Origin of the sequence: Clostridium thermobutyricum, assembly GCF_000371465.1 — a bacterium.
Lineage (GTDB): Bacteria > Bacillota > Clostridia > Clostridiales > Clostridiaceae > Clostridium > Clostridium thermobutyricum.
In genome coordinates, this window is record NZ_KB850956.1 from 1,320,112 (window position 1) to 1,334,201 (window position 14,090).

Genomic DNA, 14,090 nt, shown 5'->3' on the forward strand with positions numbered 1-14,090 from the left:
AAGGGGAAAATTTCATGAAAAGAATTAAAATTGATAGAAATAAATGTATAGGCTGCTTAACTTGTACATCTGCATGTATTGTTTCTCATGATTCAGAAGAAACAAGAAGTAGAGTAGTTATAGATAGTAGTGGAAAATATGCTCCTATATTTTGTAGACATTGTGAAAAACCAGAATGTGTATTTACTTGTATGACAGGAGCTATGCACAAAGATAAAGAAACAGGATATGTTTTATATGATAGTAAAAGATGTGCTAGTTGTTATATGTGCATAATGGCTTGTCCTTACGGAGTTTTAAAAGCTGATCAAAGAACTAAAAAAGAAATAATGAAATGTGATATGTGTATTTCAACTAAAGAAGGTACACCTCAATGTGTAAAAAAATGTCCTATGACAGCAATAACACTAGAGGAGGTAAAAGAATAATGAGATATGTAGTTATTGGAGCTTCAGCATCAGGGATTAGTGGAGCTAAAACTTTAAGAGAACTAGATGAAAATGCAGAAATAATTTTAATTTCTAAAGATGAATATATATATTCAAGATGTATTCTTCATCACTTTATAAGTGGAGTAAGAACTGTAGAGCAATTAAATTTTTCAGAAGATGATTTTATAAATAAATATAATATTAATTGGAAAAAAGGTGTTGAAGTATTAAAACTTAATTCTAAAGATAAAAATTTAGAACTAAGTAATGGTGAAATTTTAAGCTATGATAAAGTTTTAATTTGTAGTGGAGCTTCATCTTTTATTCCACCTGTAGAAAATTTAAGAGAAGCTAATAATGTAGTAGGACTTAGAAATTTTGATGATGCAGAAAAAATAGTTGAAGTAGGAAAAAAAGCTAAAAGTGCAGTAGTATTAGGTGCGGGATTAGTAGGTATAGATGCTATATCAGGTCTTATGAACTATGACTTAGAACTTAGTTTAGTTGAAATGGGAGACAGAATTCTTCCAATTCAATTAGATAAATATGCTGCAAAAGAATATGAAAAAAGATTTGAAGAAAAAGGAGTCAACCTAAAGCTTGGAGTAATGGCTAAAAAACTTATAGTTGATGAAAATAATAATCCAAAAGCATTACTTTTAAATACAGGAGAAGAAATTCCATGTGAACTTGTAATAGTAGCAACTGGTGTTAGATCAAATATAGGATTTTTAGAAAATAGTGGGGTAGAATGTGATAAATTTGGACTGTTAATATCACCAGAAGGAAAGACTAATATAGAAGATGTTTATGGTGCAGGAGATGTAACAGGTAGAAATCCTATATGGCCAACAGCAGTAAAAGAAGGTATAATAGCTGCATCAAATATGATAGGATTTAATAAAAAAATGACTGATTTCTTTGGAAGTAAGAATACAATGAATTTTGTAGGATTAGCAACATTATCTTTAGGGACAGTTAATTTAAAAGATGAAGAAAAAGAAGATTATATAATAGATATAAAAACAGATGAAACTGGATATAAAAAAATAATTCATAAAGACGGAAAGATATATGGAGCAATAATACAAGGGGATCTTTCTTATGCTGGAGTATTAACTCAGTTAATAAAAGAGAATATTAACGTTTCAAAGGTTAAAAAATCAATATTTGAAATTGACTATTCTGATTTCTTCAATATAAAAGAGAATTTAGAATACGATTATAAATAAGATTAATATAAAATATAAAAAATGCATCTTATCATTATATAAGATGCATTTTTAATTAATAAAGGTAAGTAATAAAAATATATTATATATTTTTATTACTTACCTTTATTTAAATTATAATATTGGTGGATTATGTGTAAACATTGCTATAACAAGTAATGCTATAATAATTAAAAGAACAATTATTTTAGATTTAGCACTCATTTTGTTGTGTGCTATAACTTCATTTGAATTACTGTTTTCATTCATAATAATCATCTCCTTTATTTAAAATTATCACAGAGAAGTATTATAGTAAAATGAATTTAAATGGTAATAATTTAATTTTTAAAGGGTAATTATTTAATTAATTCAAATAAAATAAATTATTTTAATAATATTTTATATTGAAATTATTTTGAACCACAAAACATATAAAAATTTTAAAATTAAAATAATCTTAGTAAATATAATTTTGAAAATTAAAAATCTATAAATTTAAAATATAGGTTGTTATATTATAGATTATTTTCGTCTTTTTTTATTTATGTAAATTTTAAAAGAAAAATATATAATAAGAATTCCAGTTATCATAAATAAAATTTCAAAAGGAATATTACTATATCTATCAGAAAGAGATATATATTGGCCTGTTTTAGATATATATCCAGTTTTAGCATTTATATCTTCATAAAATTTTGAAAATGATAATGTAAGCAATATGAGGCCTATTAAAACTCCACTTAATGATTTATAATCTGAATTATGTCTTCCATATACAGATTCTGTATCTGATCTATAATTTTCTTTTTTAATATAAAGATTTTCATTAAATTTTTGTTTGCAAAATGAGCAATAATTATTTTTTGTATGTTCTCTATGCGCTCCACAATTATTACAATATTTTAAATCATTTTTTATTCTAGAACCACAATTAGGACAGATTAATTTGTTTGTAGTTTCTACTTTTTTCCCACAATTACCACAATACATAAGAAATCCTCTTTTCTTTAAATGCTAATTTATGTATATAATATAACATTTTATGGACAATAGATATATAGATAAAATTTAAATAAATATTAAAAAATGTTATTTTTTAATTACATATGGTTATATTAACATAATATTGAAATCTAATTTACAAAATAGTTCTAGCAAAATAGCAAATAAATGATATAATTATAAAAAATAAAAAAGGAAGGTGAATGATATGATAAAAGATATATATTACAATAAAATGGAATCCTTCTTAAAAGCACAAGATGCAAAAAATAAAGCTTTAAAGCTAGGAAGAAAAGTAACAAAAATGGATACTGAGATAAATTTATTACTTTTAAGATATATGGCATCTAAATCTGGACAAGATTTGTATGATTTAGCTTTAGAGTGTGAGAAATATCTAAATCTTAATTTAAAATATGTTTATGATAGTATACCTATATATTTCACTTATAAAGTTAATAGACCATTTTATGAATCAGAAGAATATAAAAAATATATTGAAAGTGTTTCTATTAAAGAAGATTAAATTAGGTATATATTTTAAATGGGATATTTTCTAATTATTATAACTACTAGTATAGCTATTGGATTATTTATAGTTAAAGGTTTTAAAAAAGAAAAGAATATATCCAAAAGAATTATTAGGTTAATTAAAAATATAAATAAAACTTATATAGATATATTTAAGCAAAATAAGGTGAAAATGGGGATGGATATTATACTAATAATATTTGCTGAAATTTTTACTTTTATAACTATAACTACAACTATATATAAATATGTAAATATGAATTTTATTAATAGTGGAGAATCAATAATTAAAGGAATTTTTAGTATATTTATTTTTATAGTTGTATATCATTTAATAGGATATATTCTTTTATTTAGTTCTAGAATAAATAAATTTATAATAAAAACAGAAAATAAAAGTTTTAAAACAAATTTTATATTAAGTTATTTTTTAATAAGTACGTATTTAGCAATAATGTTGCTATTTCCTAAAGAGTTTAATAAAATGGCTATTATTGTTCTAATTGGAATTGTAATTAGTTATATATTAAATCTAAAGTTGTTATTAGATCTAATGATTAATCCTACAAATGCAAAATCAATAAAAAAAGATGGAGTAGAGTTTTCTAGAATAATGATAGCAGCTCTTTTAATTTTATTAATAATAGTACTTAATCTTTATTTAGCAGTTTGTGCAATAAATGGAGTAGAGCCAAACTCATATACAAATACTAATGGAGATTTTAGCCTATTTTATTATACTATAATTACATTTACTACTGTGGGATATGGAGATATAGTTCCTTTATCTATAGGAGCACGTATAGTATCAATAGTAATATCTTTAACCAGTGTAATTTGTATAACTATATTTTTGAGTAGTATATTATCATATAGAGATAAGTTTAAAGAAGAATAAAAAAGAAAACTAGAAATTATAAAATTTCTAGTTTTCTTTTTTATATTTTTCAAATTTTCCACTTTTTATAACAGAAGCAAAAATAACATTTGTCTTTAATGGGCATAATGTATTAGATTCTATCAATGAACATTCTTTATAACATTTTTTCCCTATTTGATTTATTTTTAAAATAGCAGTACCTATATTTATTGTTTGGTTTACTTTAAACTCAGATATACTTATATTATTTATAATTATATTTGGCTTAAATTTTTTTGAACATAGTCCATTATTGTTACTATTAGGAATATTGGGACTAATATAAAGAACTATTTCCTTAAGCGGAGTTCCTCCTTTTAAATCCCCTAAAATGCCATATCCTTCTATAAAATTACATGTATTCAATTCATATCTTCCAAATTCATCCTTTATGAAAATATTAGATATAAAATTATTAATGTTCATTTATATAAATAAGCTCCCCAGAATTAGTAAATTCATAGCCACCTAAATTTTCTAATGCAGCTTTGAATTCTTTGCTTTTTAATGCTTTTATAAAAGGAGAAAGGAATTCTAATGATGATTTTTTTATTAAAAAGTCATATTCTTCATTTCCAACAGGAATAAAATCTAAATTCATTTCTTTAGCAGCAGAATAAACACCTAATCCAACATCAACTTTATTAGAATTTACTTCAGCAGCAACTGACATGTGAGTTAACATTTCTCTTTCATATCCAATAATTTGATCTTTAGATATATTATTTTGCGATAGTAAGAAATCTAATAAAATTCTAGTGCCAGCACCTCTTTGTCTGTTTACAAATTTTATGTTAGGATTAGTTAAATCTTTTATACTAGTTATATTTTTAGGGTTTCCTTTTTTAACCATAAATCCTTGGATTCTTTTAACTCCCTTTATTAAAATCATTGGCTCTTTAAAATATTGTTTTACATAAGAGATATTGTATTCTCCAGTTTTACTATCTAAAAGATGAATTGGAGCTAAATGACATTGGTTTTGCTTTAAAGCCATTATTCCACCTAAACTTCCTACGTGAGAAGATGTAATTGGAATAAAATCTCGTAAAATATCCATTAAAATATCATGACTTCCTATTGACAGAATATTTTCTTTTATTTTTTCAATTGGTTTTAAAAGTGAAATTTCAACTTTGTCCCCAGTATTTAAACCTTCTAAACTTCTATCAATTTCTATTATTCCATCTGCTTTTAATAAGCTAGTAGTAATACCAGCACCACGTGCTATAGGAGTGGCAATGATTTTATTATTAACAATACCAGTATTTACTCTTACTAATTCTCTATATTTAAAAGAAGATGGAATTTTTTTAGTTAAAATACCTTCAATTTTATTTTGATAACTAATATTTTTATTTAAAAAAGAATTTATAACTGGTACAACAAATTCTTTAAATGAAACATATGCAGATACAGGATAACCAGGAATTCCTATAACAGGAGTACCTTCAATTTCTCCTAAAATAGTTGGTTTTCCAGGTTTTAAAGCAACTCCATGTGTAAATACTTTTCCTAATTCACGAATTATGTGAACAGTATAATCATGAGTTCCAGCAGATGAACCTGCATTTATTATAACTATATCACTTTTTTTAACAGCAGAAATAATTTCAGATTTTATAGATTCATATATATCTGGAATAGGTTCATAAATTATTGGATTTCCTCCAAACTCTGAAACTAAACCAGATAGCATATAGCTATTTGAATCAATTATAGTTCCTTTATTTGCGTTTTCTAAAGATGATACTATTTCAGAACCTGTTACTAGAATAGAAACTGTTGGGTTTTTATATACTTTAACTTTAAAGTTTCCAGATGCAGCAAGTGAACCTAATGCAAATGAATCAATTTTATAATTAGATGGTATAACCATTTCTCCTTTTACAATATCTTCTCCAATAGGACGAATATGTTGCCAAGGTTTAGAAGGAGATATTATTTCTATAAATCCATCTCTTTCTAAAACATCTTCAATCATTATAACACTATCAAATCTATCTGGAATAACATTACCAGTATTAACATAAATAAAGTCTTTATTTTCATATAGTTTTAATGGATTTATTTCACTAGCTAAACTTGTTATTGAAGAATTTACACATATACCATCCATAGCTGCAAGATGATTTTGAGGAGAAGAAATTTTGGAAAATATAGGTTCACTAGAAATTCTGTTTAAAGCATTTCTAAGAGAGATTTCTTCTGTAGAAGCTTTTATATCTAGATTTTCTAAATATAAAGATAGTGCTTCTTTAGGATCTTTATTTTCTATATATACATTTCTCATAATAATTTTCCTTTCTATTTAAATAATGTTACATTAACATCTGAATCTTTATATAATCCTTCAATAGATTCATCAATTTCAATATAGCCTTTTGAATTTGCGAGCATTTTAATCATTGAAGATCTTCCCATAATAGGAGAAGCTACACCATCATTAATATCAACCATTTGGAAAGTAGTTTTTCCTGGGAAAGAATGAATATTAGTATCAAGCTTGAAATTGCCAAACAATTTTTTGTTATTAATATTATTTAATGAAAATACAAAAGATGAGACATATAATTCTGCAGCTAATGCACAAGAAACAGGATTACCAGGTAAGCCAAAAAAAGCTTTATTATTTATTGTTCCAAATAAAACAGGTTTTCCAGGTTTCATTCTTATTCCATGAAATAATACTTCTCCAAGTTCTGAGAGAAGAGCATTCATATAATCTCTTTCCCCAACAGAGCTTCCACCAGACATTATAATAAAATCTGAATTGTCAATAGTTTTTAGTATTTCTTTTTTTAAAGAATCATAATTATCTTTTACTATTGAAATATTATTTACTATACATCCTATATTTTCTAATTGAGATTTTAAACAATAGCTATTTATATCTCTAATTTCAGTTCCTTGTAAGTTTTTTTTATAAACTGAAACAAGTTCATCACCTGTAGAAATAATAGAAACAGTTGGTTTCTTTAAGACAGGAATTTCTGTAATTCCCATAGAAGCTAAAACTCCTATATGAAATGAATTTAATTTTGTATATTTTTTTATTACAATTTCATTTATAGAGATATCTTCTCCTTTTAAAGTAATATTTTCATTAAAAGATGTACTTTTATAAACTAATAATTCAGAATCAGATATTAATTCAGTATTTTCTATCATAACTATAGAATTAGCGCCTTTAGGTATTTCACCACCAGTAGGAACATATGCACATTCCCCATTATTTATAGAGAAAGTAGGAGAGGAACCAATTTCTACATTTCCAACAATATTAAAAATAGATGGCATAGTTTCTGATGAACCGGTTGTTTCATCAAATTTAACAGCATATCCATCCATTCTAGAACGATTAAAATTAGGAATATTTTCTTTAGAAATTATATCTGTAGCTAAAACTCTGTTTGTAGCCTTATAAAATTCTAAAGTTTCAGTATTTATAGAATAATTAGAAGCAATTTTTGATATTTCGTCTAAAGCTTCTTTTACAGAAACTGATTTAAAAAATTTTTTGCTAGTCATTAAAATCAATCCTTTCACTTCCAGAATAAACATTAAATCTATTACCTCTAGAAAAACCTATTAAAGTCATATTCATATTTCTAGCTAAATTTAAAGAAAGGGAAGTAGGGCATGCTCTTGATATAGCAAAACAGATTCCAGATTTACTTATTTTTGATACCATTTCTGAACTTAATCTTCCAGATACATATATAATAAAATCTCTAACATTTAAATTATTTAAAATAAGATATCCAATAGCTTTATCAATAGCGTTATGTCTTCCTATATCTTCTCTAAATACTTCTATTTCTTTACTTTTTAAAAGAACACTATGTACTCCACCAGTTTCTTCAAATATTTTAGATTTATTAAAAAATTCTTTCATAGTATTCATAATTTCGTTTTTATGTATCTTTATATTATTATCAAATTTTTTTTCTTTCATAAAATCCATAGATTTAAAATAAAGACTTCCTTTACTTCCAGAAGTTATAACTCTATTTTTATCTAAAATAGAATAATTTATATTTTCTTTTAAATCTATATAAAAAATAATATTTTTGTCTTTTACAAGTTTCATATTTTTTATATCTTCTTTTGATTTTAAAATACCTTCATTAAATAAAAAACCAATTGCAAGCTCTTCCATATAAAGAGGAGTACACATTATTGTTATATATTCAATATTATTTATAACTATGGTTAAAGGAACCTCAGTTACTACTTTGTCAATTGTTTCAAAAGTATTATCAACAGTACATTTTATTATTTCAAATTCTTTTATCATTTAAAAAACTTCCTTTTAAAAATAGAGGAATCTATATAGATTCCTCTATTAAATTTTATAATTTTTCAACTTTTACTGCACAAACCTTTAATTCAGAAATGTTACAAATTGGATCTAAAGCAGTATTAGTAAGAGCATTACAATTTCCTTCAGCAAAGTGGAAAGTCATAAATACTACTTCTTCAAGTATTTTATCTGTAACTAAAGCCTTAGTTTCAACAGAACCTCTTTTAGATGAAACACGAACTTTATCACCATTTTTTATGTTAAGTTCTTTAGCTTTATTAGGATGAATTTCAACATAAGATTCAGAAGATTCTTCATTAAGTCCTTTTGTTTTACCAGTCATAGTTCTAGTATGATAATGGTAAAGATTTCTTCCAGTTGTAAGTATAAAAGGATATTCTTCTGAAGTTACTTCGTCTGCCTCTTCATAATCTTGATATATTAAAATACCTTTTCCACGTATAGGGCCATTTTTATGCATAAATTTAGTTCCTTTAGTATCTTCTAAAGAAGTGCATGGCCACTGAATACCTGATTTCTCTAATTTTTCGTAAGTTATACCATAAAAATTAGGTATGGCTTGTCTTATTTCATTAAATATATCCTCAGGTGAACTAAATCCTTTATGTCCGAATAATTCCATTATTTCTGAAATTATAAGCCAATCTGGTTTACACATTCCTTTTAAAGGTAAGGCTTTACGAACTCTTTGTACTTTTCTTTCTGTATTTGTAAATGTTCCATCTTTCTCTGCAAAATCGGCAGCAGGAAGAATAACATCTGCATATTCACAAGTTTCATTAAAGAAAATATCTTGACATACTACAAATTCAGCATGTGAAAAACATTCTTTAACATGATTTGTGTCTGGATCTGAAACAATAGGGTTTTCTCCAAAAACATACATAAATTTAATTTTTTTCTCATGTAGTCCTTTAAGCATATAAGGAACTGTTAATCCTTTTTTCTTGCTTAATTTTGTATTCCAAAGTTTTTCAAATTTTTCTATTGCTTTAGGATCATCAGTACTTAAATAACCTGGATAGTATTCAGGTAAACATCCCATATCACAAGAACCTTGTACATTGTTTTGTCCTCTAAGTGGATTTATTCCAGTACCTTCTTTTCCTAAGTTACCAGTAATCATAGCTAAATTAGAAACTGACATAACTCCAGAAGTTCCAGTTTTAAATTGAGTTATTCCCATTGCATAATATATAGCTGATCTTTTAGATTTAGCATATAATCTTGCTGCTTCTTTAATTAATTCTATATCGACACCACATATAGAAGCTCCCATTTCAGGAGTAAATTTAAGAATATTTTCTTTTAAAGTTGAGAATCCTTCTGTATTTTTTTCTATATATTTATAATCACAAAGATCTTCAGTTATAATAACATTTAACATAGCATTAAGTAATGCTATATTAGTACCTGGTTTTAATTTTATATAAATATCAGCATAAGAAGCTAATTCTATTTGTCTAGCATCAGCCACTATAAGTTTAGCTCCATTTTTAACTGCTTGTTTAATTTTTGCACCTATAACAGGATGATTTTCAGTAGTATTAGATCCTATAACAAAAATAACTTTTGATTTTCCTATTTCTCCAATTGAATTAGTCATAGAACCACTTCCAAGTGTAGTTGCAAGCCCGGCAACTGTAGAGCTATGTCACAATCTAGCACAATGGTCTACATTATTTGTTTTAAAAACTGTTCTAAATAATTTTTGGAAAGCAAAATTATCTTCATTTGTACATCTAGCGGAAGATAATCCAGCAAATGCATCAGGTCCATCTGAATTCATAATTTCAGTAGCTTTAGTTTTTATTAAATCATAAGCTTCTTCCCAAGATGCTTCTACAAATTTTCCATCTTTTTTTATAAGAGGAGTTTTTAATCTTTCAGGATTATTTAAAAATTTATATCCAAATTTTCCTTTAACACATAAAAGCCCACTATTAGGACCATCATTAAGTGGTTCAATTCCAACAACTTTATCTTTTACCACTTTTAGATTAAATTGACATCCAACGCCGCAATAAGAACAAGTAGTTCTAACTTTTTTTACTTCCCATTCTCTAAAACTTTCTTTTTTCTTTTCCATTAATGCGCCTGTAGGACAAACAGAAACGCAATTTCCACAAGATACGCATCCAGTTTCTGATAAAGGAACATATGGTGAGATTCCATGTCTAGTTTTAAATCCTCTATTTTCATTAGTTATTGCATTTTGAACTTGTAAATCACTACAAACTCTAGTACATCTCTTACATTCAATACATTTATTTTTATCAAAGTAATAGAATTTATTAGAGTAATCTATGCTATATGGATTTTCATTTAATATAGGTCTATAATTTTTTCTTTCGACTCCATACTCATAAGCATAATTTTGAAGTTTACAGTTTCCAACTTTTTCACAAGTTAGACAATCATCTGGATGAGTTTTTAAAAGATTTTCAATTATATTTTTTCTAAATTCTCTAACTCTAGGACTTTGTGTCCAAACAGTCATACCAGATTTGGCTTTCATACAACATGAAAGTACTAGATTTTCACTCCATTCAACTTCTACAGCACATAATTTACATGCAGCAGCAGGTTTCATTCTTTCATCTTCGCATAGGACAGGTATATCTATACCTGCTTTTCTACAAGCTTCAATTAAAAGTGTACCTTCTGGAACAGTAACTAAAATGCCATCGATAGTTAAGTTAATTAAATTTTCGATAATCATTTAAAATCACATTCTTTCTAAAATTTAAAAATATTCATATATAATTTTTAAATTTTAAATATAAAAAATTATATATAATTATTAAATGTTAGAATAATAGTAAATATTAACTCTAACATTTATAAAATTATCATATATATGTTAATAGAAAATATATTGAAAATTAACAATATGAAAACAGAGGAAGTATTAACGATATTTGCTAAAATAGATAAGTGAAATATATTATACTGAATTAAATTTAAAAGATAATTTATAGTATTAATAATTAAATATTTATGGTGAAAAATTAGTTTGTTAATAATTTTACTGAAAAATACATATTAAATAAATATTGAAATCAAAGGTTATATATGATAATATATACATTGTAGTAAATACTACAAATAAAAAGTTTTAAATTAGATAATTAGTTTCTTCTTAGTTAGAGATTATTATCCATTTAGAATCTTTAAATTTTAGGAGGAAATTATTATGACAGATAAGACAATCACATGTAAAGATTGTGGAAAAGAATTTATATTTACAGTAGGAGAACAAGAATTCTACAAAGAAAAAGGATTTGATAATGATCCAGTTAGATGCCCAGATTGTAGAAGAGCAAGAAAGCAACAAAGAAATAACAGATAATTTTGATTTTATGAGCTATAGAATATTCTATAGCTCTTTTTATAGAAATAAATTATATTACAGCTATGAACAATCTATAAAATTTAAAATTATTAAGATGAAATTTATTGAAAATTTAGTATAATAAATAAAAAGAATTTATTAGGTTATTTAAGGAGGAAATATTATGAATGACTTAAAAAATAAAGATACTAATACCAAGTATTGTGCTAAATGTGATAATTATTATGATTCTGAATATATGTTTTGTCCTATATGTGGTAAATCACTTGAAAGTGATGATATAGATGTGTCAGATTTAGCAGAGGGCTTTAGAAGTGTTTATGGAAGATGGGAAGTTTCAACATATGGAAACTTTGAAGGATCAACTGTTGAAAAAATTGGTGTTTTTGAAGGATATATTGATGATATAGCACTTGCTTTAGCAGATAAAGCAGTAATAACATTAAAATTTAAGCCAGCTCCTATGGAACCTGAAAAAAAATATATGCATAAAGCTAATAAAGTAAGAGTAAGTTTTCCAGAAGATGCATATGAAGGCGAAAAAACAAAAGCAGAATTCAATGATATTATAAATAGATTATTTACATATAGAGAAAATGTAAAAGTAAATGCGACAAATATTTATTCATTTGAAATAGATAAAAAATAAAGATTATAATTATAGAATAAGGCAATACTTTCTATTAGGAGGTGTTGCCTTATTTTAAATTTTATTTTGAATTCTTCTTATGAAAAAATTAAGATTAAATTATTACTTATATATATATTAAATATATCAGATTTTATATTTACTATTTTTCTTATAAATACAGAAATGTTTTATGAAGGAAATTTTTTAATGACTAGCTTTGTTGAAAATCCTTTAAAAGGATTTATATTAAAGGTAGTGATAATAGGATTAGTATTATTTTTTCTTGGAATTTTGTTTAGATATGCAAATAAGCTTGAATTATATCATATAAACTATATAGTTTTATTAGGATTGACATTATATACTTCAGTAAATATTTTACATGTTTTTTATACTATTTTATATGTAGTATCCAAAAATATATAAAAAAATAAAGGCGTTTTATGCCTTTATTTTTTATACTATAAATCCATCTACTAATTTTTTAATAGTAAACTTTATATTTAATTCTTTAGAATATTTATCTATAAAGCTTAAATCTCTTTTAGTAGCTATTGATATAGATAATCCCTTCGTATTATCACGACCAGCTCTACCAGCTCTGTGGACATATTCATTAGACATTAAAGGATAATCTAAATTTATGACGTGAGTAACACCATCTATGTGAAGGCCTCTTGCCCCTAAATCTGAAGAAATAAGTATATTTATATTACTATCTCTAAACTTCTCTAAAGATATTTTTCTATCTTTTTTATTTTTCTCACCACTTAATACAATACAATCTTTCTTATGAAAATCAAGTGTTTCTTTAAGTAAATTAATATCATTTTGTGAATTAGTGAAAATTATGCACTTATTCATATTTATAGCATTTAAAACTTTATTAGTAACTTCATATTTATCTCTTCTCTCAGATTCAATTATTATATGCTCTACATTAGAGCTTAAAGTATCTTGGCTAATTTTTAATACTTTACCTTTATTCATTAATGATAAAGCTCTTGAAGTTGTTCCTTCATCTATAGTAGCTGAAAAAGCAATTATTTGAGTGTCCTTTAAAGTAGACTTTCTTATAAGACTTGTAATTTTGAAATTACCTTTATCTAAAATATGATCTGCTTCATCAAATATAATAGTTCTTACATTATGACAAGGTAATTTTTTTAACTTTATAAGTTCTAAAACTCTTTTTGGTGTTCCTATTATTAAATTAGGTTTTTCTTTAATTTTTTTTATTTGATTATTTATATTAGCTCCACCAATTATTAGAGCAGATTTTAAATTTATGTTAGATTGTTCTTTTAGTAGATTAGCCTCATTAAAAATTTGAGAAGCTAATTCTTGAGTTGGGGCTAAAATTATACCTTGAATTGTTTTTTCATTACAATTAATTTTTTGAAATAATGGAAGAAGAAACGCTAAAGTTTTACCACTTCCAGTTTTAGATTCTATGATTAAATCGTTACCTTCTAATATCATAGGAATTGATTTTAATTGAACTGTAGTTAGACTATTAAAATTTTTAGTTTTTAATGCAGTTTTTAAATTTTCATTTAAATTTAAGTTTTCCATTATAAATCTCCTTTGTAATTAATATTTTCATTATACATTGTAAATAGATTTAAAGCTATAAAATAACTATAAATAGTAAATTTAATATAATGTATTGAATAAGTA

At 24.9% G+C, this 14,090-nt stretch carries 14 protein-coding genes and 1 pseudogene; 7 read left to right on the forward strand and 8 right to left on the reverse strand.

Annotated features, from left to right (window positions below; genetic code table 11):
* Positions 1–14 precede the first annotated feature (14 nt).
* Positions 15–428 (forward strand): 4Fe-4S dicluster domain-containing protein, encoded by a 414-nt coding sequence (locus HMPREF1092_RS06115; RefSeq protein ID WP_002597766.1) that lies wholly within the window; start codon positions 15–17, stop codon positions 426–428.
* Entirely contained in the window at positions 428–1,663 is a 1,236-nt protein-coding gene (locus HMPREF1092_RS06120) for an NAD(P)/FAD-dependent oxidoreductase (protein WP_040413624.1), read from the forward strand. Before HMPREF1092_RS06115 ends, HMPREF1092_RS06120 begins: the two co-directional genes overlap by 1 nt.
* Before the next feature lie 114 nt (positions 1,664–1,777).
* On the opposite strand, the gene HMPREF1092_RS17650 is transcribed toward HMPREF1092_RS06120, so the two are convergent.
* Complete coding sequence (locus HMPREF1092_RS17650; protein WP_002597768.1) at positions 1,778–1,912, reverse strand: hypothetical protein; 135 nt, start codon at positions 1,910–1,912, stop codon at positions 1,778–1,780.
* A 255-nt stretch (positions 1,913–2,167) separates the two neighbouring features.
* Positions 2,168–2,638, reverse strand: a pseudogene (locus HMPREF1092_RS06125) (hypothetical protein); the annotation flags it as partial.
* 217 nt (positions 2,639–2,855) lie between these two features.
* Between HMPREF1092_RS06125 and HMPREF1092_RS06130 the strand changes: the two are divergent.
* Both HMPREF1092_RS06130 and HMPREF1092_RS06135 read left to right on the forward strand, forming a co-directional pair.
* A complete protein-coding gene (locus HMPREF1092_RS06130) occupies positions 2,856–3,173 on the forward strand; it encodes a hypothetical protein (RefSeq protein WP_002597770.1) in 318 nt (105 codons plus the stop codon).
* A 183-nt stretch (positions 3,174–3,356) separates the two neighbouring features.
* Entirely contained in the window at positions 3,357–4,076 is a 720-nt protein-coding gene (locus tag HMPREF1092_RS06135; RefSeq protein ID WP_186003709.1) for a potassium channel family protein, read from the forward strand.
* Positions 4,077–4,103: 27 nt separating this feature from the next.
* On the opposite strand, the gene HMPREF1092_RS06140 is transcribed toward HMPREF1092_RS06135, so the two are convergent.
* Genes HMPREF1092_RS06140 through fdhF form a run of 5 tightly spaced genes read right to left on the reverse strand, consistent with a single transcriptional unit; the run spans position 4,104 to position 11,146 of the window.
* The gene (locus HMPREF1092_RS06140) at positions 4,104–4,523 is read right to left on the reverse strand and encodes a hypothetical protein (RefSeq protein WP_002597772.1); all 420 of its coding nucleotides are present in this window, start codon (positions 4,521–4,523) and stop codon (positions 4,104–4,106) included.
* Positions 4,513–6,390 (reverse strand): molybdopterin biosynthesis protein, encoded by a 1,878-nt coding sequence (locus HMPREF1092_RS06145; protein ID WP_002597773.1) that lies wholly within the window; start codon positions 6,388–6,390, stop codon positions 4,513–4,515. Before HMPREF1092_RS06145 ends, HMPREF1092_RS06140 begins: the two co-directional genes overlap by 11 nt.
* Before the next feature lie 14 nt (positions 6,391–6,404).
* On the reverse strand, positions 6,405–7,628 hold the full coding sequence (locus tag HMPREF1092_RS06150; RefSeq protein WP_002597774.1) for a molybdopterin molybdotransferase MoeA: 1,224 nt from the start codon (positions 7,626–7,628) through the stop codon (positions 6,405–6,407).
* On the reverse strand, positions 7,621–8,397 hold the full coding sequence (gene fdhD, locus HMPREF1092_RS06155) for a formate dehydrogenase accessory sulfurtransferase FdhD (protein ID WP_002597775.1): 777 nt from the start codon (positions 8,395–8,397) through the stop codon (positions 7,621–7,623). The genes HMPREF1092_RS06150 and fdhD overlap by 8 nt, the downstream gene beginning before the upstream one ends.
* A 55-nt stretch (positions 8,398–8,452) precedes the next feature.
* Positions 8,453–11,146 carry a formate dehydrogenase subunit alpha gene (fdhF, locus tag HMPREF1092_RS16755; RefSeq protein ID WP_081606296.1) on the reverse strand — a complete coding sequence of 898 codons (2,694 nt, stop codon included), beginning with the start codon at positions 11,144–11,146 and terminating at the stop codon, positions 8,453–8,455.
* A gap of 474 nt (positions 11,147–11,620) precedes the next feature.
* Here fdhF and HMPREF1092_RS06170 point away from each other — a divergent pair, with 474 nt between their 5' ends.
* The 3 genes from HMPREF1092_RS06170 (at position 11,621) to HMPREF1092_RS17435 (ending at position 12,836) form a co-directional block, all read left to right on the forward strand.
* Positions 11,621–11,776 carry a zinc-ribbon domain-containing protein gene (locus HMPREF1092_RS06170; protein WP_002597778.1) on the forward strand — a complete coding sequence of 52 codons (156 nt, stop codon included), beginning with the start codon at positions 11,621–11,623 and terminating at the stop codon, positions 11,774–11,776.
* A gap of 166 nt (positions 11,777–11,942) precedes the next feature.
* Entirely contained in the window at positions 11,943–12,428 is a 486-nt protein-coding gene (locus HMPREF1092_RS06175) for a hypothetical protein (protein WP_002597779.1), read from the forward strand.
* Between the two features lie 66 nt (positions 12,429–12,494).
* Positions 12,495–12,836, forward strand: coding sequence for a DUF5658 family protein (locus HMPREF1092_RS17435; protein ID WP_040413626.1), 342 nt, complete (start codon positions 12,495–12,497; stop codon positions 12,834–12,836).
* Positions 12,837–12,866: 30 nt separating this feature from the next.
* On the opposite strand, the gene HMPREF1092_RS06185 is transcribed toward HMPREF1092_RS17435, so the two are convergent.
* Positions 12,867–13,985 (reverse strand): DEAD/DEAH box helicase, encoded by a 1,119-nt coding sequence (locus HMPREF1092_RS06185; RefSeq protein ID WP_002597781.1) that lies wholly within the window; start codon positions 13,983–13,985, stop codon positions 12,867–12,869.
* Between the last annotated feature and the right edge of the window lie 105 nt (positions 13,986–14,090).